21 protein-coding genes, 1 tRNA gene and 1 pseudogene are annotated in these 26,550 nt (G+C 62.4%); 5 read left to right on the top strand and 18 right to left on the bottom strand.

Going from position 1 to position 26,550, the window contains the following annotated elements; all coding sequences use genetic code 11:
- Positions 1 to 6 precede the first annotated feature (6 nt).
- The 3 genes from CYJ17_RS06410 (at position 7) to rpsT (ending at position 2,064) form a co-directional block, all read left to right on the top strand.
- Complete coding sequence (locus tag CYJ17_RS06410) at positions 7 to 1,002, top strand: LLM class flavin-dependent oxidoreductase (protein WP_101594945.1); 996 nt, start codon at positions 7 to 9, stop codon at positions 1,000 to 1,002.
- Between the two features lie 122 nt (positions 1,003 to 1,124).
- Positions 1,125 to 1,637 carry a PH domain-containing protein gene (locus tag CYJ17_RS06405; protein ID WP_101594948.1) on the top strand — a complete coding sequence of 171 codons (513 nt, stop codon included), beginning with the start codon at positions 1,125 to 1,127 and terminating at the stop codon, positions 1,635 to 1,637.
- 160 nt (positions 1,638 to 1,797) lie between these two features.
- A complete protein-coding gene (rpsT, locus tag CYJ17_RS06400; protein ID WP_016442875.1) occupies positions 1,798 to 2,064 on the top strand; it encodes a 30S ribosomal protein S20 in 267 nt (88 codons plus the stop codon).
- A 119-nt stretch (positions 2,065 to 2,183) separates the two neighbouring features.
- On the opposite strand, the gene CYJ17_RS06395 is transcribed toward rpsT, so the two are convergent.
- The 6 genes and pseudogenes from CYJ17_RS06395 to CYJ17_RS06370 form a co-directional block, all read right to left on the bottom strand.
- Positions 2,184 to 2,366, bottom strand: a complete 183-nt coding sequence (locus CYJ17_RS06395; protein WP_101594951.1) for a hypothetical protein — start codon at positions 2,364 to 2,366, stop codon at positions 2,184 to 2,186.
- A 1,320-nt stretch (positions 2,367 to 3,686) separates the two neighbouring features.
- Positions 3,687 to 5,120, bottom strand: a complete 1,434-nt coding sequence (pntB, locus tag CYJ17_RS06390) for a Re/Si-specific NAD(P)(+) transhydrogenase subunit beta (protein WP_180948638.1) — start codon at positions 5,118 to 5,120, stop codon at positions 3,687 to 3,689.
- A 48-nt stretch (positions 5,121 to 5,168) separates the two neighbouring features.
- Complete coding sequence (locus CYJ17_RS06385) at positions 5,169 to 6,695, bottom strand: Re/Si-specific NAD(P)(+) transhydrogenase subunit alpha (RefSeq protein WP_101594961.1); 1,527 nt, start codon at positions 6,693 to 6,695, stop codon at positions 5,169 to 5,171.
- 226 nt (positions 6,696 to 6,921) lie between these two features.
- On the bottom strand, positions 6,922 to 7,899 hold the full coding sequence (gene holA / locus CYJ17_RS06380; protein WP_101594964.1) for a DNA polymerase III subunit delta: 978 nt from the start codon (positions 7,897 to 7,899) through the stop codon (positions 6,922 to 6,924).
- Positions 7,900 to 8,113: 214 nt separating this feature from the next.
- Positions 8,114 to 9,838, bottom strand: a pseudogene (locus CYJ17_RS06375) (ComEC/Rec2 family competence protein); the annotation flags it as partial.
- 548 nt (positions 9,839 to 10,386) lie between these two features.
- The gene (locus tag CYJ17_RS06370) at positions 10,387 to 11,403 is read right to left on the bottom strand and encodes a ComEA family DNA-binding protein (RefSeq protein ID WP_101594967.1); all 1,017 of its coding nucleotides are present in this window, start codon (positions 11,401 to 11,403) and stop codon (positions 10,387 to 10,389) included.
- Positions 11,404 to 11,520: 117 nt separating this feature from the next.
- Between CYJ17_RS06370 and CYJ17_RS06365 the strand changes: the two genes are divergently transcribed.
- Entirely contained in the window at positions 11,521 to 13,419 is a 1,899-nt protein-coding gene (locus tag CYJ17_RS06365; RefSeq protein WP_101594970.1) for a helicase HerA-like domain-containing protein, read from the top strand.
- Here the strand turns inward: CYJ17_RS06365 and CYJ17_RS06360 are convergent.
- Both CYJ17_RS06360 and CYJ17_RS06355 read right to left on the bottom strand, forming a co-directional pair.
- Positions 13,391 to 14,368 (bottom strand): aldose 1-epimerase, encoded by a 978-nt coding sequence (locus tag CYJ17_RS06360; RefSeq protein WP_101594975.1) that lies wholly within the window; start codon positions 14,366 to 14,368, stop codon positions 13,391 to 13,393. The two genes, CYJ17_RS06365 and CYJ17_RS06360, sit on opposite strands and share 29 nt — an antisense overlap.
- 137 nt (positions 14,369 to 14,505) lie before the next feature.
- Positions 14,506 to 17,406: a leucine--tRNA ligase gene (locus CYJ17_RS06355; RefSeq protein WP_101594978.1), complete on the bottom strand. Its 2,901-nt coding sequence runs from the start codon at positions 17,404 to 17,406 to the stop codon at positions 14,506 to 14,508.
- A 166-nt stretch (positions 17,407 to 17,572) separates the two neighbouring features.
- Here CYJ17_RS06355 and CYJ17_RS06350 point away from each other — a divergent pair, with 166 nt between their 5' ends.
- Complete coding sequence (locus tag CYJ17_RS06350) at positions 17,573 to 18,013, top strand: HIT family protein (protein WP_101594982.1); 441 nt, start codon at positions 17,573 to 17,575, stop codon at positions 18,011 to 18,013.
- A 57-nt stretch (positions 18,014 to 18,070) separates the two neighbouring features.
- Here the strand turns inward: CYJ17_RS06350 and CYJ17_RS06345 are convergent, their stop codons facing one another.
- From CYJ17_RS06345 to CYJ17_RS06300, 10 genes are all read right to left on the bottom strand, one after another.
- A complete protein-coding gene (locus CYJ17_RS06345) occupies positions 18,071 to 18,823 on the bottom strand; it encodes an HAD-IIB family hydrolase (protein WP_101595227.1) in 753 nt (250 codons plus the stop codon).
- 199 nt (positions 18,824 to 19,022) lie between these two features.
- Positions 19,023 to 19,526, bottom strand: coding sequence for a hypothetical protein (locus CYJ17_RS06340; protein WP_101594986.1), 504 nt, complete (start codon positions 19,524 to 19,526; stop codon positions 19,023 to 19,025).
- Between the two features lie 432 nt (positions 19,527 to 19,958).
- Positions 19,959 to 21,308 (bottom strand): NAD(P)/FAD-dependent oxidoreductase, encoded by a 1,350-nt coding sequence (locus CYJ17_RS06335; RefSeq protein WP_244899278.1) that lies wholly within the window; start codon positions 21,306 to 21,308, stop codon positions 19,959 to 19,961.
- A gap of 76 nt (positions 21,309 to 21,384) precedes the next feature.
- Positions 21,385 to 22,233 carry an HAD family hydrolase gene (locus CYJ17_RS06330; RefSeq protein ID WP_101594992.1) on the bottom strand — a complete coding sequence of 283 codons (849 nt, stop codon included), beginning with the start codon at positions 22,231 to 22,233 and terminating at the stop codon, positions 21,385 to 21,387.
- Positions 22,234 to 22,327: 94 nt separating this feature from the next.
- Positions 22,328 to 22,403, bottom strand: a tRNA-Ala gene (locus tag CYJ17_RS06325).
- 91 nt (positions 22,404 to 22,494) lie between these two features.
- Positions 22,495 to 23,154: a histidine phosphatase family protein gene (locus CYJ17_RS06320; RefSeq protein ID WP_101657584.1), complete on the bottom strand. Its 660-nt coding sequence runs from the start codon at positions 23,152 to 23,154 to the stop codon at positions 22,495 to 22,497.
- Positions 23,151 to 23,630 (bottom strand): ribosome silencing factor, encoded by a 480-nt coding sequence (gene rsfS, locus CYJ17_RS06315; RefSeq protein WP_101595000.1) that lies wholly within the window; start codon positions 23,628 to 23,630, stop codon positions 23,151 to 23,153. Before rsfS ends, CYJ17_RS06320 begins: the two co-directional genes overlap by 4 nt.
- Complete coding sequence (locus tag CYJ17_RS06310; protein WP_284890968.1) at positions 23,627 to 24,532, bottom strand: hypothetical protein; 906 nt, start codon at positions 24,530 to 24,532, stop codon at positions 23,627 to 23,629. The genes rsfS and CYJ17_RS06310 overlap by 4 nt, the downstream gene beginning before the upstream one ends.
- Positions 24,511 to 25,200 carry a nicotinate-nucleotide adenylyltransferase gene (nadD, locus tag CYJ17_RS06305; protein ID WP_035277256.1) on the bottom strand — a complete coding sequence of 230 codons (690 nt, stop codon included), beginning with the start codon at positions 25,198 to 25,200 and terminating at the stop codon, positions 24,511 to 24,513. Before nadD ends, CYJ17_RS06310 begins: the two co-directional genes overlap by 22 nt.
- Complete coding sequence (locus tag CYJ17_RS06300) at positions 25,190 to 26,452, bottom strand: glutamate-5-semialdehyde dehydrogenase (RefSeq protein WP_101595007.1); 1,263 nt, start codon at positions 26,450 to 26,452, stop codon at positions 25,190 to 25,192. The genes nadD and CYJ17_RS06300 overlap by 11 nt, the downstream gene beginning before the upstream one ends.
- Positions 26,453 to 26,550 lie beyond the last annotated feature (98 nt).

Below are 26,550 nucleotides of genomic sequence, written 5' to 3'. Positions count from 1 at the left end.
TTTGCCATGAATGTTCCTTTGTCAGTGTTAGATTTCGCTACGCGGTACGACGGCGAAGCTCCGGCCGCGGCCCTGCATCGCTGCGTCGATCTTGCTAAGCGCGCCGAAGCCGCCGGCTACACCCGGGTGTGGTACACCGAGCATCACAATATGCCCACGGTGATCTCCTCCTCCCCCGCGATTATCATCGGCTACGTTGCCTCGCATACCTCCCAGATTCGGCTGGGCGCGGGCGGGGTGATGCTCCCCAACCATTCCCCGCTCGTCATTGCTGAACAATTCGGGGCGTTGGCGGACATGTATCCGGGGCGTATTGATTTAGGACTCGGGCGGGCCCCGGGCACCGATAGCCGTACCCTCTACGCGCTGCGCCGCGATGCCAGCGCCTATGAGAACTTCCCGCGTGATGTGGTGGAACTCCAGGGATTCCTCGGGGATACCTCCCGAGTGCCGGGGGTGGCGGCCTATCCGGGCCAGGGCACCCACGTGCCCCTCATTATTCTGGGTTCTTCGCTTTTCGGGGCGGATCTGGCCGCGCAGCTGGGCCTGCCCTATTCTTTCGCTTCCCATTTCGCTCCGCGCCTGCTCCACGAGGCAATTGCCCACTACCGGGAGAATTTCCAGCCCTCGGAAGAACTGGCCGAGCCCTATGTTATTGCGGCGGTGAATGTAACAGCGGCAGAAACTTCGGAGGCAGCCGCCCGCGAATTTGAGCGGGTCAAGCGGGCCCGGGTCCGGAATATGTTGCTGCGCGGGGCGCCGGGCCGCGATATCTCCGATGCGGATCTTGATGCGGTGATGGACAGCGCGCAGGCTCGCCAAATCCTCGATATGCTGCGCTACACCGCGGTGGGGAACGCGGCCGAGGTGGGTGAATATCTGCGAAAGTTCGCCAGCGATGCGCAGGCCGATGAGCTCATGATTTCAGTGCAGGCTACCTCGCATGACGAATCACTGGCGTGCTTGGAGCTGGCCGCGCGTGGCTACGGCTTGGATAACTGAGGAATGCGCAGCGCTGGCAGCTAGGCGCGGCGTCGTACCGTAACGCGTAGCTTCGCGTTTCTCTCCCCCACGCTATCGGCCGCCTCACACGCCCGCGTTTTCTTTGTGGCACGATGGTTAGTATGCCTCTGTCGCAAAAACTACTCGGAACCGGCGAAGAACTCCTTGTCCATATGCACCCCGATGCCCGGCATTTGCTGCCGCGGGCGCTCGGTGCCGCGGCGGTGGTGTTCCTGGCGGTGCTCGGGGTGGTAGCGCTGCCGGCTCGGTGGCAGCCGCTGGCCGGGTGTCTGGTGGTGGCGGTCGGGGCGGGCGCGCTTATTGCGATTGCCGGATGGCCGTGGCTGCAGTGGTATATGAGCACGGTGAGTATTACCAACCGCCGGATTATTACTCGGCGCGGGGTGTTCACGAAGCTCGGGCACGATCTTCCGCTCGCCGCGGTGGCACGGGTGGATGCGCAACCTTCAGGTACCGGCACCTCCGGTTCCCTTCTTGTGACGACGACGTCAGGTGCCACGGTCACCCTGCGCCGCATCGCGAATCTTCCGGCTGTCACCACGTTCCTGAATACACTGCTGGACAAGCGCGCGGGAGAGGGGATTCACACCGAGGCCTCGCGCGAAACCGCCTGATTCTGGTAGTGTTTGGAGATGGACTTTCACCGGTCGGGTGGCAAGTCCTTGTTCTTTCGTAACAACCACGGGTGCCCCACGCCCGCAGTCCTACGAGGAACGCTTCCCTCTCCGACCATATTCATCTATCGCCTAGCGATTGACCGAAAGAGATATTTCATTGGCTAATATCAAGCAGCAGAAGAAGCGCGTTCTGACGAACGAGAAGCGTCGCCTTCGCAACCAGGCCGTTAAGTCGGAACTGAAGACCTACATCCGTAAGACTCGCCTTGCCGTGGAAGCCGGCAATGCCGAAGAGGCGGAAACCCTCCTGGCCGCGGCCTCCCGCAAGCTGGACAAGGCTGTGTCCAAGGGTGTTATTCACCGCAACCAGGCGGCGAACCGCAAGTCGAAGCTCGCTAAGCGCGTGAACGCACTGGCCAAGTAGGCTGTGCCCCGGCGCGGTTGTATCTGTTATATCTACCGCGCTGATGCTTAGAGAAAAGCGGCTGGAACCTAGGCGTTCCAGCCGCTTTTCGTATCCGTTCGCATCCGGCGCGAATTTTCTCATTCTTCTCCTTCGTGCTCGCTCTCGCGTTCCTCTTCCAAACCGCGGCGTTCCGTATCCAAACGGCGCAGCGTAGCGCGTACTTCGTTTTCACGGTGCCACTGCCACAGTGCAAGGCCGAATAGCCCAAGCGTAACAAGGCCGGGGATAAGAGCGGAATCGTGCCAGCGGTTATCTTTCACTAAGCCCATTATCGCGACACCCAGCGTTGCGCCGAGCCACGAACTTGCCCATATGAAATATCTCTTCGAACGCATACCTCCTCCTTAAATTTCATTGCACGGACGATTGATGTTTTTATAAACTACCGGGGTGGATATTCACCCTGCATCCCGAGCTCTCCGCACTCTTCTTCCTCGCGCTCGCGCTCCGCTTCCAAACGACGCAGCGTAGCGCGTACTTCGTTTTCACGATGCCGGTGCCACAGTGCAAAGCCGAATAACGCAAGAGTGACAAGGCCGGGGATAAGAGCATAATCGTACCAGCGATCACCTATCAATATGTTCGCAATGCAGCCTCCCAGAGTAGCCCCGAATGCAAGTTGTGAGAAATAAAAATACCTTTTTGAGCGCATATTTCTTCCCTAGATCTCATTACATGGGCGATTGATTATTTTATAACCTACCGGGGTGAACGCTCCCCACAACAACCTAAGCTCTCCGCATTCATTTGGCCCGGGTGCACCCTTCCCCATTAGATAACCTGCGAGCACCCCTATAACGGACGCGCAGGCAATACCTCCTACACCCGTTACCCCTAAGGCACCGCAAATGGCACTACCAAGGACCCTGCCGGTTACCCCACCAATCGCCTTATGCTCGTCCGTGTTGAGATAAAGGTATAGATACCAACCTGCGGTCACTCGGAACTGAGGTGCGTAGCCCTGCTCCCGACCCATGACGGAGAGTTCTTGCGACGGCTCTTTCGTCACCTTCCACCGCAAGGATCCCGTTGTTCGAAGCTGACCATCCGGTGGCACGCTTTCCGCTTCAATAAGCACCTTCGCCAAGTCTTGCGCGAGAGCGTCATCCTCACTGGCAGGTATCGACATATTTACATGAGACCCCTGCGGCACCTCATTACCGGCAACAACTGCCGGGAGAGACCCGCCACAGGCAAATGCGAGAGTGACAGGAAGTACAGCGAAACTTTTGATAGACATAGCAACTCCTTCGTAGATATGAATACCTGTGACGCTTGTTACAGGTACGGTTTCACCGTAACACGAGCCGCAGCTACCGTAAATCAATTTCCTATTACACTTTTGCAACACTTCATTTAGTGCATATCACGTTTTGTTATATTTCTATCCAACAATCGAATTGAAGTCAGAATTCTGAAAGAAACTTATCTATAAGAGTCGCTAGATATACACGTAGCGCAGGTGGCCGGAACCTGAAAGGTGTTCCGGCCACCTGCGCTAACTGAGGGATTCCCTAAGCGGTTATAGTTGTTCAGCTCGCTCCGGCCGCGCCCGGGCTTGGGCGCAGGAGCGGGCTACCTTAACCGGGGAAAGCCGCATTGATGGCATCCACGGATGCCTTGGCATCGCCGAGCAGCATATCGGTATTCTCATTAAAGAACAGCGGGTTCTGCACCCCGGCATAGCCAGCATTGCCCATGGACCGCTTGAATACGATCACCTTCTTGGCATCCCACACATGCAGCACCGGCATACCCGCGATGGGCGAACCGGGCTCGGAAGCCGAAGGATTGACCGTGTCATTCGCCCCGATAACCAGCACGACATCGGTATCCGCGAAGGAATCGTTGATATCGTCCATTTCTTCCACGATGTCATAGGGGACTTTCGCTTCGGCCAGCAGCACGTTCATATGCCCGGGCAGGCGCCCGGCCACCGGATGGATAGCGAAACGTACCTCGGTTCCGTTATCGCGCAGCTTCTTCGTCAGCTCCGCCACCGGATATTGGGCCTGGGCCACGGCCATACCGTAACCGGGGGCAATAATCACCGAGCTAGCATCCGCGAGTTCTTGGGCCACCTCCGCCGCGGTGGTTTCCGTGTGGCTGCCATAGTCACGCGCCTCCCCGGTAACTGCGCCGTCGGACCCAAAACCGCCGAGGATCACGGAAATGAAGGAACGGTTCATGGCCTTGCACATGATGTAAGAAAGGTACGCGCCCGAGGACCCCACCAGCGCACCGGTAATGATAAGGAGGTCATTGCCGAGGGTGAAGCCGGCCATCGCTGCCGCCCACCCCGAGTAGGAATTGAGCATTGATACGACGACGGGCATATCGCCACCGCCGATCGCGAGCACCATATGTGCCCCGAGCAGCAGCGCAATAATCGTGATGAGGATGAGGGGAATGAGGCCGGCGCCCACCCCGCGGGTCCAGGCAAACCAAATAATAAGCCCCAGGCACGCCAGGATCGCCAGCAGATTGAGAAGATTGCGGGCCGGAAGCACCAGCGGCTTGCCGGGGATCTTCCCCGCGAGTTTCAGGTAGGCGCATACCGATCCGGTGAAGGTGATCGCGCCGATGAACACCGCCAAGCCCACTTCGCCCATATGGAAGGCGTTTGTGGGGGAGAAATCTTCTCCGGGTTGCTGGAGGAAGGAGTTGTAGCCCACCAGCACCGCTGCCGCGCCCACGAAGGAATGCAGCAGGGCGATGAGTTCGGGCATGCCCGTCATTTCTACGGTGCGGGCCCGCCAGATCCCGATGCCGCCGCCCACCACGAGGGCAAGGACAAGCACCAGCACAATAACAACGGAAGAAGCTTCCGTGGGGTAGGCAAGGACCGCGATAATTGTGGCAACAAGGGCCAGCAGCATCCCGATGGCGCCCAGGATATTGCCTTTCGCCGCGGTTTCCTGTTTGGACAGCCCGGCTAGGGCGAGGATGAAGAGCAGGGCCGCCACCAGGTAGGCGACGGTTTGCACGCTAGCAGCGACCTTGAGACCGCCCAGGCTCGGGGCGGCGAGGGTGACGACGTCGTTAATAGTGGTGAGCACGGCTTAGCTCCTCTTAAACATAGACAGCATGCGCGCGGTCACCAGGAATCCACCGAAAATATTGATGGATGCGATGGTGAGGGCGATGGCGGCAAGGATGGTCACGGCTATATGCCCGGAACCAAGCTGGAGGATTGCCCCCACCACGATGATTCCGGAAATCGCGTTCGTCACGGACATGAGCGGGGTGTGCAGCGCGTGCGTCACCGAGGTGATGACGTAGAAGCCCACCACGCAGGCCAGCATGAACACGATGAAATGCGAGGTCATGCTCGGCGGGGCCGTGAAGAGAATCCACAGCGCTACCGCCGCTGCCAGGCCGGCCCACAGGTAGCGCACGGCGCTGGGGCGGGCCGGTTCGGGCGCAGCCGGAGGTGCGGGAGGCGCCGGGGGTGCGGCCGGGGCGGCCGAGACCTTGATGGGCGGGGGCGGCCAGGCCACCGCTCCCCCGAGGGTGACCAGAATGCCGCGCACAATATCATCCTCGGTATCCAGGACCAGCTGGCCATCCTTCTGCGGGGTGGTGAGTTTGAGGAAGTTGACGAGGTTTTGCCCGAAAAGCTGGGAGGCTTGGCCGGGCAGGCGCAAGGCGAGATCTTCGTAGCCGATAATCGTCACACCGTTGACGGTGTGGACGATTTCTCCCGGGCGGGTACCGGCCACGTTTCCGCCGTTGGCCGCCGCCAAATCCACGATGACGCTGCCGGGTTTCATGGCGGCCACTGCCTCCGAGTCCAAAAGGAGCGGGGCCGGCTTGCCGGGGATGAGCGCCGTCGTAATAACAATATCCGCGGCGGCGGCTTCCCGGGCGTAGACAACCCCGGCTGCATTGGCCTGATCCGCGGTCATTTCGCGGGCGTAACCGTCCGCGGATTCCTGGCGCACCGGGATCTCCACGAATTCGGCGCCCATGGACTGGACCTGTTCGGCCACATCAGCACGCACGTCCGTTGCTTTGACGATTGCGCCCATCGAATTGGCGGTGCCGACCGCGGCGAGCCCGGCGACGCCCGCTCCGATAACGTACACGGTGGCGGGGGGAACTTTTCCGGCGGCAGTGACCTGGCCGGTGAAAAGCCGCCCGAAGTGGGAAGCGGCTTCGATCACGGCCCGGTAGCCGGAAATATTGGCCATGGAGGAACGTACGTCCATGGACTGGGCGCGGGAAATACGCGGAATTGCGTCAAGCGCCAGGGCCGTGAGTTCGCGGCGCGAAAGTTCCTCGATAAGTTCGGGCGAGCCGGCCGGGTTCATGCGCGCAATGAGGGTGGCGCCGCGGCTCATGCGGTCAAGGTAGCTGACATCCGGGGCGTCGGTGGCTAACACAATATCCGCGGCCCAGGCTTCTTGCGCGGAGACGAGGCGTGCGCCCGCGCTTTCGTACTGGCTATCGGGGTAGGACGAGGCCTCCCCCGCACCCGTTTCCACCGCGACCTCGTAGCCCAAAGCGATGAGCTTGGCCACGGTATCGGGGGTGCCCGCCACCAGGGGGTCACCCGGGCGGGTACTTTTAGGTATTCCAACAAGCATAAAGTGCTCCTCAGTACAGCACTGCCGTGCTGCGTTCTGCGTGGGCGGCGCTCCAGATACGCCATTGTCGCGCCGCCGCGGGACATCCCTTATTATTCCACGTTTCCTGAAAGGGCCTGAACGCGCGGGAAAGTGTGAGACCGCGGCAGCGTGAAGCTAGGCGAGCTACTACCGCGTACGCCGAGCGTTACTGGACGCAGCGCGGCCTATCGACCGCGGCCGGATACTACCTGCCGCGCCGGGCTCGCCCGATGGCAATAATCGCGTGTTCCACGGCGTACTGCGGATCGCGGGAGGCACCCTTGACCTGTTCATCGGCCAGCGCCACCGCTCGGATGGCTTGCCCGAGCCCGGCATCGCTCCATCCGCGGGCTTCGCGGCGAGCCCGCTGAGCTTGCCAGGGCGCCATTTTCAATTCCTTCTGGCTGATTCCCGGTGCCTGGACGATGGCGAGCTGGCGCAGTTTCGCCGCGAGCGCGGCCACGATAGGGACGGGATTGACCCGGGTGGCGAAAGCGTGGCGGGCCAGCGCTAGAGCTTGGCCGGTGCGCCCTGCCAGGGCCGCGTCCGCGATCTCAAAGGGGGTTGCTTCATTACGCCCGGCGTAGAAATCCCGAATATGGTCTTCGGTGATCATCCCCTCCACATCGGCGAGGAGCTGGGCGGTAGCACTGAGTAGTTCGCGCAGGTCCTGGCCGAGTGCATCAACGAGGGCCCGCACCGCGCCGTCCGTGATTTTGCGCCCGGCGGCTCGCACATCCGCCGTCACCAAACGCGCTTTATCATCATCGCGTTTGATTTTTTCGATGCGGGCTACCTGCCAGCCCCCCGCCGCGATGGCATCGAGGAGTTTTTTACCGCGAGTGCCTCCCCCGTGTTGGATAATCACGGGGATATCCGCGTTGGGTTGCGGGAGGTAGGCGAGCATTTCCGCCAGGAACGCGTCGTTCATGTGTTCGGCGCCGGTCACGGCGACGATGCGGTGGTCCCCGAAAAGTGAGGGTGAGGTGTGGAGGGCGAGGGAGCCGCGCTCGTAGGAGGCAGCGTCCAGGCGCACGACCTGCACCTCGGGGTGTGCTTGGCGAGCGAGGCGCACGAGCCGAGCCCAGGCGCGCTCGGCCAGCACCGGCTCTGCACCAATAATGAGGATGACCGGTTCTAAGCGGAGGGCGTCGTACCCGACGGTGCGTTCTTTGGCTGCCATGGCTCCATTCTCTCATGTCATAACTCACCTGTTGGACGGCAGGTGGCCGCACCGGTTCCGCGCACTTTGATACCAGCTCACCTTCCGCCCACGCTATTGCCCCGCACGTGAGGGTCGGATAGATGTGCGCGCCGGCATAGAGTTCGTAGACGCGCGCGGAGGGGTGCCCGTAACTGTTCTCACCTACGGATATGAGGGCAATTGCGGGGTCAAGTTCACGGGCGAGGTGCTCGGATTGGTCCGCGCTTCCATGATGGGCGACGACGGCGATATCAACCGGCCCAACCGCCCCCACGAGGCGTTCTTGGGCCGGGGCAGTCGCATCCCCGAGAACCACAATGCGCTGGGCGGCCATGGTGGTGCCGCCGGGTGAGCTAGTGCCGCCGGGTGAGCTAGTGCCGCCGGGTGAGCTAGTGCCGCTGGTCGAGCTGCTACCACCGGCCCGGCGCGGCTTATCTACTCCTTCAGCGTCGAGGAGGACAACGAGGGAATCGGCATTAGCTTCCTCAGGAATGCTACGCGCACCCGGCCGCGGGCTGAGAATCCGAGCAATGGGCACATTATCTACCCGCAGTGTTGTTCCCGCGGCTACTACGCTGACAGGAATGGAGTGCGATTCGAGCAGTTCCAGGGCGGTGCGGGACTGGGGCTTCGGGGCGGAATTTGGTGATATCCATACCGCGCTGATAGTGGTGGAATTGAGAACGTCACGTAATCCTTCTACGTGGTCGGAGTGGAAATGGGAGAGGATGAGCAGGTCAAGATGACTGACCTGGGCATCCGCTAAGCACCGGGCAGCGGCTGGGGTTTGCGGCCCCACGTCGATCATGATTGTGTATCCGCGCACCCGGTAGAGGAAAGCTGATCCCTGGCCCACATCGCATTGCACCGCCGCCCAATTGGGAGGAATCGCGGCACTCCCGGGCCAGCGCGATAACCCGAGGGCCGCGAGCGCGCCCACAAGAATAATGGCCGCACTCAGGCGGGGTACCACCAGGAGCGCCAGAACCGCGCATATATGACCGATGCCGGCAAGAACGAGGGGAATTCCCGAGCCGGGTAGGCAGGCGAGCAGGCGGGCTACCTGGTCGATCCACCACGTAGATAAAGCGGCACCGGAGATGGCGAGACCGGCGAGCATGGGGAATAGCGGGGCCGTGAGCGCGCCGACAAGTCCGAAAATGGTGAGCGGTGCGACCACGGGTGCCACGAGGGCATTAGCGGGGACCGCCCATAGCGACCCCGCTTCGGTAAAGAGAAGGAGCACGGGTAGGCAGGAAAGTTGGGCTACCAAAGGAATAGCTATGACCCGGGCCAGGGTGCCTGGGAAGAACCGGGTGAGGTAGTCAGTAAGCCGGTATCCCCCGCAGATAATTCCGAGGGTGGCACTGGCAGAAAGCAGGAAACCGTAGCCGGTTGCGAGCCAGGGATCCATGAGGGCAGCCGCGATGCTCGCACAGCTCAGGGCATTGATGGCTTGGCTACGGCGGTTCATTCCGAGTGCCACCAGCACCACCAGGCCCATGAGTGCCGCCCGGATGACCGAGGGTGCGGGTCCCACCAGAATCACCAGTCCGCCTAAACCCACTGCTCCGGCGAGGGCGGTGCGCAGCGGCCGGGCTCGACCAACCGCCATAATAATGATGCCGAGGACGAGAGAGACATGAGCTCCGGATACCGCAATGAGGTGGGTGAGGGCGGTTGTGCGCATAGCTTCTTCGAGTTCTGGGGATACCCGGGTATCGTCGCCTAGCGCTACCCCGGGAATGAGGCCGCGGGCGTGTTCGGGGCGGTCAGAAAGCAGCGCAGCGAGCGCAGTATCGATGCGGTGGACAACGCGCGCACTGAACGCGCCGCTTCCACTTAGCTGGAGTGCGGGCCCGGACCAGCGGGCACTTTCGCGCCGCCCTTCCACCGGGGTGAGCCGGCCGTGGCCCATCACGTATTGGCCGGCCAGTGCGGTGCAGGGAAGCTCCGCGCGGATGCGGGCACGCGGGCCGGCTTCGAGTCGCACCCCGTTCGGGCCCGCGGTGGTGATTGTGCGAGGGCGCAGGAGCGCGGTGCATTTTCCTTCTCCCCACGGTGTGGTGGAGGGCTCCGGACGGGTCGCGATAGCGGCTTCCAGTTCCACGCTTGCCTTGACCACTGGGATATGTGCCGCGGAGAGGGAAAGTAGCCCGGCGATACTGGCAGCACTCCCTGTGCAGGCCACCGCGAGGATGCTTAACACCACCCCGCTTGCCTTCCCACGCAGCTGCGGATGGGAGCGGGCGCGGCCGGCTACCGCCCAGGCTGCCGCGAGGCACAGGCCAGCGCCGAGGAATGCGAGCTGCGCGTGCCCATTCAGCGCCGCCCACGCCCCACCCAGGGCAGCACCAGCCGGTGGGAGGAGGCGCATATCTTGACCGTGGCCGGCGTTCACGGATGCCGAGCCGCGCTGCCTGCCGCGAGGACGGGCACGGGTAAGGGCGCGGGAGCGAACGCCGGTCATACTGTCACCAGGGCGGACAGCTTAGTGAATTTAGCTGGCCCAATACCGGGGACCTCGAGGAGATCCTCCGGGGACGTGAAAGGGCCGTTAGTTTCTCTCCAGCTGAGAATATCCCGGGCGGTGGCCGGGCCTACCCCGGGCAGGGTCTCCAAGTCGCTGGCCGAGGCAGTATTGAGGTTAATAAGAGCACCGGGATTGTTTTTCCCGGATCCCCCACCACCGGCACCACCGCCTCCACCTCCAGCGCCGCCATTCTTTCCACCTTTACTGCCGCCGCTCCCACCCGGGCTCGTACTGCCTCCCGAACCGGACAGCGCTCGCGGTGTTTCACCGGGTGCGGGTATGTGGATATGGGAGCCGTCTGTTACGGGTTCGGCAAGATTGATCGCGGCGCCGTCCGCATTCGGGGTGAGTCCGCCGGCTAATTCCACCAGGTCATTCACCCGGGCTCCTCCGGGAGCGCTATATACCCCCGGGGTGGTCACCTCGCCGGAAATATAGGCGACGATAGTTGTGGGACTGGATTCGCCCGCGGTGGGGGTGGCCGGCCCAGATTCGCTTCGTGCCGCTCCGCCTTCGGATGCACCCGCGGAAGCTGGCGGGCCGGAGGAAACCACGGCCGGGCCTTCGGTGGTAGAGACCGGGCCGGCCACGCTGCTCCCGGACGGTACCGCGGCGAGGCTAGCGGAAGCCGCGCCTCCCCCACGCCCGAGCCAGGCCAGCACCCCAAGAATGAGGAGCCCGCCCAGTAAAGCAATGGCGAAAGCGCCAAGTGTTCGGGGAGACCAGCGCCACCGCGATGCTTGCGCGGGCGTGGTAAGCACGGCGATATCTTCACCAGTACCCGCCCCGAGGGCAAGAGCCGCGAAATCCCGTACCGCACTGCGGCCCGGCGGCCCAAAAGCGCTCCTACCCGGCGGTCGATCCGAGCTCGGATCCAGGCCGGCCTCCGGTACCGGATCGGTACGAGGCAGGCTGAGGCGCGGGGCTGGGTGCGGTAATGAGGTAGTCATGGGCCTATCATGCGCGCCCGCACGCGGCCCGCGCCGGCGCTCCGGCACGCGTGGGGATAACGCTAACGTTTGGCCAGCTGTGGATAGTTCCTGCCACCGCCGCTCTACAATATTGGTATGAACGACGCCGATATTGCCCGCTTGCGCGCCGAGGCGGCCGAAGCCGCTGCCAAAGCTGCCCGCGCGGAAGCCGAACTCGCCCAGGCTCGCCTCGATGCCGCACTCGCCGCCACAATTGCCACTGATACCCCGCCCACCACCACGGCACAGGCCGCATCCGATATTGCGGGAAACACGCCGACAGGGAACACCACTGAAACCGCCACCGCGGCAGAGAAGCGCCCACCCGTGCAGCCGGCGGCGTCGTCGCCGCAAGACTCCCCGGAACAATCCCCGCAACCCACCAATGACGATTACGCGAGCGAGGTGGCGCGCAGCTACCAGGTATCCGGCCCGGCTCTCACCCTGGGCGCCTACCTGGATTCGGCCGGGAATCCGCGGCCCGACGTGCTGGTGCGGCTGCCTTTCGCGAGTTTCAATCGGCACGGGCTGGTGTGCGGGGCAACCGGAACCGGGAAAACTCGTACCCTCCAGCTGCTGGCTGAACAGCTGAGCGCGGCCGGCGTGGCCGTGTTCCTTACCGATATTAAGGGCGATCTTTCCGGCTTGTGCGAGGCGGGCACGGCTTCCGATAAGCTCACGGCACGCACCCGGGCTCTGGGGCAGGAATGGGCGGGGGCCTCGTTCCCGCTGCATCTGTATTCCCTCACCGAAACGACCGGGGTGCCGCTGCGGTCCACGGTGGAGGATTTCGGTGCGTTGCTGCTGGCGCGGGCCCTGAAACTAAATGACACCCAGGAATCGGCACTGGCTTTGGTTTTCGCGTGGGCGGAGCAGGAGGATCTGCGCCTGTACACCCTGGAGGACCTGCGCGAGGTGCTCCATTATTTGACTACGGATGGGAAGGCGGAGCTTTCCGGCATCGGCGGGGTGTCGACCGCGACCGCCGGGGTGATTTTGCGCGAGGTCTCCGCACTGGCGGCGCAGGGTGGGGATATGTTCTTCCAGCGCCCGTCCTTCAGCCCGAGCGAACTCATTACCCACGAAGGCGAGCGCGGCGTTATTTCCGCCCTTGAGCTACCGGACGTACGCGATATGCCCGAACTTTTCTCCACGTTCACGATGTGGGTGCTCAGCCGGCTCTTTTCCGACCTGCCCGAGGTGGGCGATACTCCCCTGCCCCGCCTGGTGTTTTTCTTCGACGAAGCGCATCTGCTGTTCTCCGGGGCGTCCCGGAACTTCGTGGACGAAGTAACCCGGGTGGTGCGCCTCATCCGTTCCAAGGGCGTAGGTGTTTTCTTCGTCACCCAAACCCCGCAGGATATTCCCGAATCGGTGCTCGCGCAGCTGGGCACCCGGATTCACCATGCCCTGCGCGCCCACACCCCCAAGGACGTCAAGGTTCTCAAGGAAACGGCAAAAACTTTCCCCTTCTCGCCCCTGGATATTGCGGCCGTGCTGCCCGCGCTAGGGACCGGTGAAGCTGTGGTCACGGGTTTGGGCGACGACGGCGCCCCTACGGCCGTGGCCCCGACCCGGCTGTGGGCGCCGCGCTCCGTCATGGGCCCGGCCAGCCCGGCTGCCTTGAGCACAGCCCTAGGGAAAACACCCCGGCCTGCTCCTCTTTCCGGGGAGGCCGCGAGCGAGGGCGCGGCCCGCGCGGTTGCCGAGCGGCGCGCGCAGCTGGAAGCCGCGGCGGCGGCAGCTAAAGAAGCTGAAGAGCAACGGCGGACCGAGGAGGCTGCGGCGAAGAAGGCCGCCCGCGAGGCGGAGAAAAAGCTGGCGGCCGCCGAACGCGAAGCCGAGCGGGCCGCCCAGCGGGCTCAGCGGAATGCCGAGAAGGAGGCTGAGCGCCAGGCGCGGCGCCGCGATGCCGCCATCGATTCGGTGGTGCGCAGCGCCGGGCGGTCCCTGGGCCGCTCGATTATTAATTCGATTTTCGGGCGGCGCCGCTAGCGCCGGCCGGATAGCTGATGGTGACGGTGAGGCTGCGGGACTGGCCCGGGGCGAGGGCCACCCGCCCCACCTGATCCGAGCGATTAAATGCATTGGGCAGGGCGGAAGCCGGGGCCACCAGGAGCGCTTCCCGCGCGCCGCGCTCCAGCGTATCCCCGGTCCACAGCCGCACATAGGGTGCTTCGCTGGGTTCCTGAGCGAGGATAATATCGCGTTCGCGGGCCGGATCGGTCAGGACGGTTGCCACGATGCCGTCGCTGGTGGGTACCAGCGAGGTAAAGGTGGAGTCGATCCGGCTAGCTCCGAGCACCGGCCACTCCACCGGGGTGCTCACCCCGGTAAGCGCGGCATCTCCGGGGGCCGGGATTCCTTGGGCATCGGCGGCGATTTTGGTGCGCGCGCTGACCGTTGCCGACATTTTTGAAATGGAGGCAAGCTGCGGGAAACGCATGTACCCGTTCCACGCGAGCGCCACCGGGGCGCAGCTTTCACCGCGGTTTGTCACTTCCACGCTAACGGAAAGATTGTGGGTGCCCGCGCTGGAATCCCCCAGCGCGTACACCACTTGCAGGCCTATCGGCCAGGGGTAGCCGGTGACCGCGGGAAGTTCCGCCCGCAAAATAAGGGCATCCGCGGAGCGTTCGCGCTGGAATTCGCAATCGTGGACGCGCAGGCAGCGCCCGCTGGTATCCGCCTCCAGCTGGTAGCTTTGCCCATCCCAGGTGTAGCGCCCACCGGCGAGCGGCCCCACCCAAGGTGCCTCAATCAACCCGCGCCCACCGGCAGCCTCCTCCAACTCAGCAGCGTTGCGGTACCCGGAAAACACCTCGCCATCAGGAGACCAGGAGAGGAGAGTGGCACCGCGTGCCGCCACGAGGGCGCTGGCTCCGCCGGGCGCGCTGAGAAGCCATGCCGGTTTACCGTCAAAGTCGTGCGTCGTGATGCGCATACGTGCCACGATGTCCTCCTTACTCCCGCGGGTTCCTTCCCTTGGATGAGTGCCCGAGTTCTGAGCTTGAGCTGGGTTCCGGGTGCGGGACCGGATTCTGGGTCTGAACCCGGCCCGCGCCCACAGCAATATCCGCTTTACGGAACGATATTAATGAGTCCGGGGGCCCGCACAATAATCTTGCGCGGTTCGCCGTCCAGGAAGGACTGCACCCGTTCTTCAGCTAGGGCCCGAGCGGTCAGATCCGCATCGGAAATATCCTGGGGTACTTCCAGGCGGGCCCGGACTTTACCCTTCACCTGCACCACGCAGGTCACGGTGTCATCCACCAGCAGCGAGGCATCACTGACCTGCGGGAATGCAGCGCGCGCCACCAGGCCGGACTGGCCCAAACGCGACCAGAGTTCTTCGGCGATATGGGGAGCCACCGGGGCCACCATCGCCACAATAGCGCAGGCGGCTTCCCGCGGCACCGCCTCCAACCCGGTGAGGTGGTTATTGAGCACGATGAGCTTGGAGATCGCGGTATTGATACGCATATCGTCGTAATCGTCGGCCACTCCCGCGATGGTGCGGGCCAGCAGCTTCGCGGTCTCGGTATCGGGAGCCGCATCGCTGACCGTCACCTCGCCGGTGCGTTCATCAACGATATTGCGCCACAGCCGCTGCAGGAAGCGCTGCGAACCCACCACCGCGCGGGTATCCCAGGGGCGGGAAACATCGAGGGGCCCCATGGACATTTCGTAGACACGGAAGGTATCCGCACCGTACTGGTCAGCCATATCATCGGGCGTGATGATGTTCTTGAGGGATTTGCCCATCTTCCCGTATTCCCGATTGACTTTCTCCCCCTGGTAGTAGAAGACCGCTTCCCCGTTTTCTTCGCGTTCTTCTACCTCATCGGCCGGCACATAGGCCCCGCGGGCATCGGTATAGGCATATGCCTGCACGTAGCCCTGGTTGAAGAGCTTGTGGAACGGCTCGGAGGAAGAAACATAGCCCAGATCAAAGAGAACCTTGTGCCAGAAACGCGCATACAGCAGGTGGAGCACAGCATGTTCGACGCCGCCCACGTACAAATCCACCCCTCCGGAGGTGTTACCGGACTCGGGCCGCGGGCCCATCCAGTAGGCTTCGTTTTCCGGGGCGCAGAAGCTATCGGCATTGGTGGGATCCACATAGCGCAATTCGTACCAGCACGAGCCAGCCCACTGCGGCATGGTATTGGTTTCGCGGCGGTACTTCTTGAGGCCGTCGCCCAGGTCAAGCTCCACATTCACCCATTCCGGATTGCGTTCCAGCGGGGGTTGAGGCAGCGAATCTGCGTCGTCGGCATCATAAGACGCGGGCGAGAAGTCTTCCATTTCGGGCAGCTCCAAGGGGAGCATCGATTCGGGTAGCGCGTGTGCAATCCCCTCCTCATCCCAGACGATCGGGAAGGGTTCACCCCAGTAGCGCTGGCGCGAGAAGAGCCAATCGTGCAGGCGGTAGGTGACGGTAGCGGTTCCGGCGCCGCGTTCTTCCAGCCAGGCGATAATAGCGGCCATGGATTCCGTTTTACTCATGCCGTTGAGGGAGATGCTCTCATTGGCGGAATCGACGAGGATGCCATCCCCGGTGTAGGCGCCTTCTTCCAGGTTCGGGCCGTACGGGTCCTCCGCCGGGCCGATGGTGCGGATAACGTCAAGATTGTATTCGCGCGCGAAAGCCCAGTCGCGGTCATCGTGGGCGGGAACAGCCATGATGGCGCCGGTACCGTAACCGACCAGCACATAATCTGCCACGAACACCGGAACCTTGGCACCGTTGACCGGGTTGATCCCGAAAAGCCCGGAGAAAACGCCGGTCTTTTCGTGGGTATCCGAGGTGCGTTCCATATCGGATTTCGCGGCGGCGCGCGCCCGGTAGGCCGCTACCGCTTCGCGCGGGGTGGCGTATCCGCCAGTCCACTCTTCGCGGGTGCCTTCCGGCCAGCTATCGGGAACCTGAAGGGCCTGCGCATCGGCTTCCGCGCCGGGCTCGGTTCCGCCCAGGGCGGCGTGTTCAGGGGCAACGGCCATGAAGCTGGCCCCGAAGAGGGTATCGGGGCGGGTGGTATACACATCCAGGACCCGCCCGGAGCCGTCAGAAAGCTCGAAGCGAACCGTGGCCCCGTGGGAGCGCCCGATCCAGTTCTGCTGCATGGCCCGCACTTTATCCGGCCAGTCAATGGTATCCAGATCGCTGACGAGGCGATCCGCGTAGGCGGTAATCCGCATCATCCACTGGGCGAGATTACGGCGGAACACCGGGAAGTTGCCGCGTTCGGAGCGCCCTTCCGCGGTCACTTCCTCATTGGCGAGCACCGTTCCCAGGCCCGGGCACCAGTTAACGGGTGCTTCCTTGATATACACCAGGCGGTATTCGCTGAGCGCCTCCGCCTTTTCTTTCTTGGAGAGTTCCTCCCACGGCCGGCCATCCGGAGTGGCCTTTTCCCCGCTAGCGAATTTCGCTTCGAGTTCCTCGATGGGCCGGGCAGCGCCGTTGCCGCGCCCGTCCCGGCGCGGGTAATCCGGGTCAAACCAGGAATTGAATACCTTGGTGAAAATCCACTGGGTCCACTTCACGTACTCAATATCGGTGGTGGAGAAAACGCGGCGCGAATCGTGAGAGAGCCCCAGGCGATGCAGCTGGGCGGCCATATTGGCAATATTTTCCGCGGTGGTGATGGCCGGGTGCTTGCCGTTTTGTACCGCGAATTGTTCGGCGGGAAGTCCGAAGGCGTCGTAGCCCATGGTGTAGAGGACGTTCTCACCCTTCATGCGGTGGTAGCGGGCCACGGTATCCGTGGCGATATAGCCGAGCGGATGGCCCACGTGCAGGCCGCGCCCGGAAGGATAGGGGAACATGTCCTGGATGAAGAACTTCGGCGCCGAGGTATCACCCGCGAGATCCCCAACCGGGTTCGCGGCGTAGAAGGCACCTTCCTCTTCCCAGCGTTCCTGCCAGTGGGCTTCGATCTCATTAGCCAGCTCCGCGGTGTAGCGGAACTGGGTCATATCCTCAGCGCTCAAGGGTACTCCTTTTCGACGGTCGACTTCGGTCAATTGTAGCTCTCTCCTACGACAAATCTCAGGTCGTCCACAGCGGGAAGGCGGTGCTGGCAACCGCGGCCTATGCAGCCGGCATCCGCGCGCCACCGAAGCCGGCGGCTAGACTGGAACCATGAGCGTCTTTTCAAAAATTATTGCCGGTGAGATTCCGGGTCGTTTTGTTTGGGCCGACGACGTATGCGTTGCTTTCGCAACTCTTGAACCGCACGCCCGCGGGCATGTTCTGGTTGTGCCACGCGCGGAAATTGATCGCTTCACCGATCTTGATGATGACACGGCGGCGCATCTTTTCATCGTTGCCAAGCGCATCGGCAAAGCCCAGATCGCGGCTTTCGGGGTGGATCGGGCGATGCTGGTCATCGCCGGCCTAGGCGTGCCCCACACCCACCTGCACGTTATTCCCGCGGATTCGGAAAACGTCACCAGTTTCGCTTCGGCTCGCAAGGATGTGCCCGGCGCCGAATTGGATGCGGCGATGGAGGAACTGCGCGCGGCCCTACGCGAACAGGGCTGGGAGGAGTTCGTTCCCGAGCAACTCGGTTCCCTCGCCTAGGCGAACTCGCTTAGACCCGCGTTGGGGGCAAGGCTTGAGGCCCGCGCGCGCAGCGGTTTAGGCCAGCCCCACCAGGTTCTCAATGAATTCGGCGGTGTCGGTCCAGTCCCGCACCGCGTGGGTGTCGATTCCGAGCCGGGTCACCGGGTAGTCGTTACCGGCCGGGTCGAGCCGGTCCCCCACAAAAAGCATCTGCGCGATGGGGATACCGGTTTGTTTGGAAAGCTCTGCAATTCCGTAGGCTTTGTCCACGCCTTTGCGGGTAATATCCACGGAAGTTGAACCGCCCGAGCGCACTTCCAGGTGCGGCAGACGCGCTGCGACAGCTTCTCGCAGCGCGTTTTTCTTTTCCCCACTCGGATCCCAAGCACGTTTCGCCTCCAGCGGTGCGCTTTGCCCAAGCGCGGAGAACGTGACTTGGGAGCCGCGGTCTTCCAGGATCTCCCCCCAGGTGGTGCTTTCCCACAGACCGAGCCGGCGCGCTTCTTCTTCCAGGGCCAGTGCCGCGTCCCGGCGTTCTTCCGCGGTGAGGTTGCGGACGTACACATCGCGCCACTGCCCCACATCGTGAACAAGGTAGCGGGTTCCGCAGGTGGGCATAAGGTGGAGGCGCGCGAGCTCCGCGGGAGTGCCGTCCAGTCCTTCCAGGAGCTGGCTTTCGAACTGCCCAAATTGCCCGCCGGAAATCACGCACACCTCGTAAGTATCCAGCAATGCCCGCAGGGCCCGCGCCATGCGTTCGGGCAGCGCGGATTTGGAAGGCGCCAGGGTATCGTCCAGGTCAAAAGCAATAAGGCGGTAAGACGTCATAGCCACAGTATGGTGCATGGGCCGCGCAGATGCGAAATAATGGCCGGCTTGATGCACAGATCCGGTCCGATACCCACGTATTCTTACGACGACGCAGCGGGCTGATACATCGCGATGTATCAGCCCGCTGGTGGGTTTCGCGCGGCAGGGCAGCTGGCTGGTGAGAAGCCCGCGGCCCGGCCAGGTGTGCTAGACCTGCTTATTGTTCGTCTTTGATGGCTGCTTCGCAGAGCAACCGGGCCCCGCCAATAATAAGGACAGCAACCACGAGGCTGAGGAGGAAACTGAGGACTCCGGCGAGCGCAACCGTGGTGGGAGTGTATTCACCGAAAATGCTAATCATCGCGAAAAGCGAGACGAGCACATGGCAGCCGGCCACGATAAAAGCAAGGATCATGATGATCGGCGCGATAGAACGCGCTACCCGAGTGGAGAAGTTCGTGGAGAACAGGGCCGCGAAACCGGAAGGGTTGTGCGGCTGCTGGGGCTGAGGCGGGTAGCCGTAGCCCGGCGCCGAGTAGGCTGAAGGTGCCCACTGGCCCTGCTGCGGAGCGGGGATATAGGGCTGGCCCTGCGCCTGATTCTGCTGGCTCTGCTGATTTTGCTGGTCAAAGCCCTGCTGGTAGGACTGCTGTTCCGGCTGGGGGCTCTGCTGACCATAACCGGGGTTATTATCAGGGAACTGGTTATTCTGTTCGCTCATGAGTATTCCTTCCGTAACGAGCGATGGCCACGACGCGATCATGACCCGAGGCACTTCACACTTAAAATACCAAGAAAGTGGAAACGCGCGTATTCATCTCACTACCCGCCGGAGGCGGGTAGGTACCAACTAAGCGTAGCTATCCGTAGCGGCCACCGCGAATAGGACAGATCCAGCACGGGACCTGAGGGCGGGCCGAGGGATAGGGCTACCTGGACATCTTCTGGCAGTATCTCATTCATACCTGAATGATGGCATGAGGTTACGACAGAAAAATCTTGAGGTAGCCATCCCCCGGCCCGCTACGTTCCGGATCGGCGCGGCACCGCCGTTTATTGGCACTACCGTTATTGGCGGCGCTGTTAGTTGCACTACCGTTATGAGCACAACCGTTAGTGGCAGCACCTCGCTACGGATATCACCACCGGCGCCTTAGGCTCCGACCTTCTCCCATTCTTCGCTATCCAGCTTCGGAGAGGCACTTACAGTCCCCTGGCGTGCTCGCCGCGAGAAGGGATGGATATCCCCCACGATCACATCGTGGCGCTTGGGGAAGAGGAAGTACTTTGAGGCGAGGTTGGCGAAGGTCGCGAACATTTCCCGCCCGGACTGGAGCTGCTGGATATGCAGGGCATTCCACATGAGCCAGGAGAACTTCCCGGTAATGGCCGGAAGATGCGGGATTTCGGTGACCGCGAAACCAACGCCCACGGTGGCCATGGTGCCCTTATTGAAGTACTCGAAAGGCTCGGTTTCCCTGCCCGCCAGATTATTGGAGATGACCTTGGCGATATGCCGCCCGCCCTGGATAGCGGGTTGAGCCAGCTGCGGAAGCCCACGTTCGCCGCTCACAGCAACGTCGCCGGCAGCGAAAACGCCGTCGACCCCTTCCACCTGGAAGTGTTCGTTCACCTGGATGCGCCCGCGCGCCCCTTGCGGCACGCTCCATTCCTTGACCTCGGGCGGAACTCCCACACCGGAGGACCAGACGATCAGCGAGGCGTCAATCCACTCTTCTTCTTCCGTCTTGGTGTTCTTCACCAGGATGCGGTTGTCCTCCACCGCGGAAACGGCCTGGTTGAGAAGCACTTTCACGCCGCGATCTTCGAGAGCGCGGTGGGCGGCGTTACGGCTCTTCTCATCGAAAGGCCCGAGGACCGTGGGTGCCATATCCACGAGGATGATCTCGAATTGCTCGGTATCGATGCTGGGATAGAGCGTCTCGAAATCGAAATTGCGCAATTCGGCAATGGCGCCGGCGGTTTCCACGCCGGTGGGGCCCGCACCGCACACAACCACCCGGAACGGCCCGGGATTTTCGGCGGCATCCATGCCGTCCAGCAGCCCGTAGAGCCGGTCGCGTACCTGAAGCGCTTCATCGCGCGTGTACATCGGCAAGGTGTGCTCCGCGGCGCCCTTAATACCGAAGTAAGCAGCGCTCACACCGGTGGCGAGGACGAGGTAGTCATAAGCCATCGTGCGCTCGTCATCGAGCTCGATGATCTTATTATCCGTATCCACGTGCTGGAGCTCCCCGAGCACGAAACGCAGATTCTTCTGCTTGCTCCGCAATGCGCGCAGGTTGTAGGTAATATCCCCCGCGTTAAGAGCGCCCGAAGCCACTTGGAAAAGCAGCGGCTTGAACGTGGTGTACGGATTCTTATCAATGAGCGTTACCCGCACGGGTGCCTCGCGAAGGCCACGTGCCGCTTGGATACCGGCAAAGCCACCGCCGACGATGACCACATGCGGTAACGCACTTCCTTTAATATTGTGACTCATACCCCATAACATAGTGGATATGTGAGCTAGTTTCCAATACTTCACTCAAGCGCAAAATAGTGACCCTCGGCAAATATCACCGCAGCACCGCGGCCACCAGATCGGCAACCGGCGCTGAGCCCGCGGGGAGGATCCAGCGGGCCGCGGCCTTAGTTTCGGCGCTGGCCTGCGGCATTGCACAGCTCTGCGCTATTTCGCGCATCCAGGGAATGTCATTAGCGGAGTCCCCCACCCCTAAGGTGTGTGCTGCGTCCAGCCCGCGCGCCCACAGCGCCAGCTCAATTCCTTCCCACTTGGTCACCCCGGGAGCCACCACATCAACAAAATTCGCGTGCCCGCGCACCGCCCCGGGAAACGCCTCCTGCCAGAGCTCACGAAGCCGGTCCAGTTCAGTTTCGGTTCCGGAAAAGGAGAGTTTCGTGATGGTATCGGCCGCAAGGCCGGCGACGTCGCCGCGGAGCGGTTCCCGCCCCGCGGAAGCGTTGCACATAACGTCCTCATACAGGGGCGCCCCAAAACTTTGTACGACGACGCTCTCGCTGCCATTGACGACTATGCCGAGGTGATGGTCCTCCGCGAAGCGAATGGCGCGCGCGTAGGCGGTGGCGCCGAGCGGGTGGCGGCGCACTACCGCGTGCCCGTCCCAGACGATGGAGCCGCCTTCGGCCACCACCCATCCGGGTACCCCGGCTTCCGTGAGGATATCGGCCGCCCCGGCGATGATGCGCCCGGTGGCCAGGGTAATCGGGATGCCGGCGGCGTGGAGCTGTTGGAGCGCACGGATATTTTCCGGGAGTACCCGTGAGCTAGCGTCCGTGAGGGTGCCGTCCACGTCGAAAAGAACATTCGTGGGCCGGGCAAATTGACGTTCGCAATAGGTGATGTGCCCGGATGCGTCTAATACTCCCAGCTGATGGCGTGGCATTAGCACTCATTCCTGGGGATGGTGGATTCCGCTGTGCTCATAGCAACGATAGTAACCGAGTGTATGAATCGGGTGAAAATACGAAATTTCATCTTGGTGGAGCTAAGGGGATTCGAACCCCTGACCTCTTCCATGCCATGGAAGCGCGCTACCAACTGCGCCATAGCCCCAAGCGACTTATAGAACTTTAGTCGGAGAAGAAACGCTTGGCAAATCGGAACCGGATTTTGTGTCGAGCATCGCATTCTTGCAGGTGAGTGCTTAGCCTTCCGGCCCTTCCACCTCAAAGTTTTTCACTGGATCGTGCTCATCGGCGAGGAAACGGTTAAAGCCGGTGAGGCGCCATTGCGGGTTCGCGTTCTTGCGCCGCTGCAGCATGGCCCAGTGGCAGTTATCCAAGCCGCCCAGGCCTTGCCATTGCGCCCCGCACCCGAGGAGCACCCCGAGTCCGCAGGTGATCGCAGCGCCGTGCGCGGTCACCACCAGCAGGCCACCATCCATATCCTCACTGGCTTCGCTAATCGCCGCGGCCACGCGTGCGCCTACATGTTCCTTCGTTTCGACGCCGACGCCTCCGGGTTCCTCTCCCGCCCGCCACTGCGCGAATTCACGCGGGTAGCGTTCGGCAATCTCGGTGCGGGTCAGGCCCTCAAAGAGCCCGAAACAGCGTTCTTCTAAACGCGCATCGGTTACCACCTCGAGACCTACCAGCTTGGCAGCCTCGAGAGCGGTGGCGTAGGCGCGCTGCAACGGTGATGCCACGAAACGTGCCGGGCCAGCAGCGGCGATATAGGGAGCCACGTAACGTGCCTGGCCCAGGCCTACCGCATTGAGGGGGATATCCGTGGAGCCCTGGATTCGCCAGGCCAGGTTGTAATCAGTTTGGCCATGGCGCCAGAGCAGGATGCGATCTGCACTCATGCATCTACCTCAGCAGCACCGGCCGCCTCAGAGTCCCCGGGTTCCCCTGGTTCCTCAGATTCCGCAGCGCCCTCCGCCACCGCGGGCACCTGCGCCCCGGTAATAACAGCCTCATCATCTAGCTGAAGATCCACATGCGGGCAATCGGCCCACAGGCGCGCGAGGGCGTAATCATCACGGTCCTCATCGCGCTGAATATGCACGATCAGTTCGCCGTAATCCAGGAGCACCCAGCGCGGGTCGAAGGTGAGGCCTTCGCGGCGCAAGCGCTGCCCGCCGGCGTCGTCAAGCTTCTCCTCCACGCGATCCACGATGGCGCGTACTTTCGGCTCCGAATCACCGGAAATAATAAGGAACACATCGGAAATGCCGAAACGCTCACCAACGTCGAGAGCTTCAATCGATGTTGCTTTCACCTCTGCCGCAGCCGCGGCTCCAATACGGGCGAGCTCTATCGCGCGGTCCGAAGCTGTCACAAGATCTCCTTGATATTGGGGGTAATGCTGGATGCCACAAGATCACCAGGCGCGGCCTGCGCACCGTGCTGGAGGAAGAAGAACCCGATAACCAGGCCGAGCACCACGCTAATAACAATGAGCAGCAGCATGGTCATCGTCCAGCGGCGCGGTGAGGATTCGTCTTCGAGTTCATCTTCATCTACATATTCGTGCGCGAGCGGATCCGGCTGCGCCGCGGGAACGGAAGCGGGCGAGAACGGCGCTGCGGCGTCGTTCCCGGTATTTTCTGCTGCAGCCGGCGCCGGCTCCTGCTCCGTAACTGAGGCACGCAAAGCATCGCTTTGGGTGCGAGCGAGCAAACGTTCGCGCAGGCTGCCACCTTCGGAAAATTCCGCTGCCACTTCCGGTTCCAGAGCTGGTTCGGAAGCCGATACCGATTCCGAGGCCACCTGCGAGGCAGGAGCCGCCGCGGCAGCTGATGCCGAAGTCGCAAACGACGGCATGAGCGAGTGATCTTCTTCGCCAATACTTGCCTCGGTATCGGCTTCGAAACGGTCGAAAACGGAGATTCGCTCCCCCGCGGGCGCGGATTCTTCATGGATCGCGCGGGGCTCGGCCGCGTTCACAGGTTCGTATGCCTGGGTGGGAGCGCCCTCATCTTCGAGAAGCGGCACCGCTGCTTCAGCTCGTTCCACCGGCTCAGAAACTTCAGCCGCCCCGGCTGCCTCAATGGCTTCGGCACGCTCGGCCAGAATGGCGCGCCGCCGCGTTGCCCGCACCACCGGAATATCCCGGGTGCGCCGCAATTCTTCTACCGGCGAAGCCTCGCCTTCTTCGAGAGGTTTTAGGAGTCCGCGCTCGCGCATCTCGCTGCGTGTGAGGCGCCGCCCGCCCTCGCTCATTTCTTCTCCTCTCGGCACGACTGTCCTTTGTCAAGTTTACCCGGTGCCTCGCGCTGGGCATAAAGTTTGTATTTTCTAATATGCTGCACCACGCCTTCGGGCACCAAATACCAGATGGGCTCGTGGGCCTTCACCCGCTCACGCACATCCGTAGAGGAAATCGCCATGGCGGGAACCTCCACAATTTCCACGGCGTGTTTGGGCAGCGCGGACACGTCAATATTGTGCCCGGGGCGCGTCACCCCGATGAAACGCGCCATCCCCCACAGTTCCTCGGCGTTCTTCCAGCGCAAAATTTCCGGAATAACATCCGCGCCGGTAATGAAGTACAGATCCGCATCCGGGTAGACCTCACGCAAATCCCGCAGGGTATCCACGGTGTAGGTCAGTCCGCGCCGCTCAATATCCACCCGCGATACCGTAAAGCGGGTATTCGAGGCGGTGGCGATAACCGCCATGAGATAGCGGTGTTCGGCCGGGCTCACGTGCTGCCCCTGCTTGAAAGCGGGGCGGCCGGTGGGCACAAAAACTACCTCGTCCAGCCCGAAACGATGCTGCACTTCCGAGGCTGCCACCAGGTGACCGTGGTGAATCGGGTCGAAAGTTCCGCCCATCACCCCGATCCGCCGACGCCGGTGCTTGCGTTCGTCGAAAGGAATCTGCACCGGTTCGTCTTTATCGGACATGCCCCTCGCCCTCTGCAATCCACGTCGTCGTGGTCATTTCTTCCAGCCCCATAGGCCCCCGCGCATGCAATTTTTGGGTAGAAATACCAATTTCCGCGCCCAGCCCAAATTCGCCACCGTCCGTGAAACGCGTCGAGGCATTAACCATGACCGCCGCGCAATCCACCTCGGAGGTGAAACGATTAATAGCACGCTGGTCCTCGGCCACAATAGCCTCGGTATGGCCGCTCGAATAGCGGGCAATATGCGCGAGCGCCGCCTCAAGATCAGGCACCACCGCGACGGCCATCTCCAACGCCAAATATTCCTTGGCCCAATCTTCTTCCGTTGCGGCCTGCGTGGGAATATCACCCGCGAAACTTTGCGCGGCCGCATCGCAATGCAAGGTCACGCCGCGCTCGTGAAGTTCACGCAAAATCCGCGGCATAAATTGCGGTGCGATATCCGCGTGGACCAGAAGCGTTTCGGCCGCATTGCAGACGCTGGGCCGATGCGTTTTCGAATTAACGACGACGGCGCTAGCCCGCTCCACATCCGCGCTGGCATCCACGTACACGTGATTATTGCCCACCCCGGTTTCGATCACGGGGACCAGGGATTCGCGCACGACCGTCTGGATGAGGCCGGCGCCCCCGCGCGGAATAACAAGATCCACCAGGCCGCGCAATTTCATCAGTTCGACGGCACCTTCGCGCCCGAAAGCATCGATGGTCTGCACACAGTCGGCCGGGAATCCGGCCTCCGTTACCGCCTGGCGCATGAGTTCGACCAGCACTTCGTTGGTGCGGATGGCGGCGCTCCCCCCGCGCAAAATCACCGCGGATCCGGCTTTGAGCGCCAGGGTAGCCGCATCGACCGTCACATTGGGCCGGGCCTCATAAATCATCCCGATGACGCCCATAGGCACCCGCACTTGCCGCAAACGCATCCCGTTAGCTAAGCGCGAACCGCGTACCACTTCGCCCACCGGGTCGGCCAAGCCCACCACGTGTTCCACCGCCTGGGCAATCCCTTCGATGCGCTCCGCATTCAGGAGGAGTCGATCAATCATGCCCGGGGAAAGCCGGCTTTCTTCCCGGGCCACATCCTGGGCATTCGCCTCCACAATACGGGCGGTTTCGCTGCGCAAAATCGCGGCGATACGGCGAAGGGCGTCATTTTTTGACGTGGTTTGCGCCCCCCGCAAAGAACGCGCCGCCTGGCGCGCGCGGCGGGCCACATCGGCCACGCCCTCGGTTAACGTTGCGGTCATAGTCTCTACTTTAGGCCAGGAAGGCACCCGTTACCGAATGGACTATCTCATGGGAATAGCTCTCGCGCTTGGCGCGTTGCAGGTAGCGAGATTTCCAC

Origin of the sequence: Actinotignum timonense (assembly GCF_002860685.3) — a bacterium.
Classification (GTDB): domain Bacteria; phylum Actinomycetota; class Actinomycetes; order Actinomycetales; family Actinomycetaceae; genus Actinotignum; species Actinotignum timonense.
This window is presented reverse-complemented; position numbering and strand designations above follow the sequence as displayed.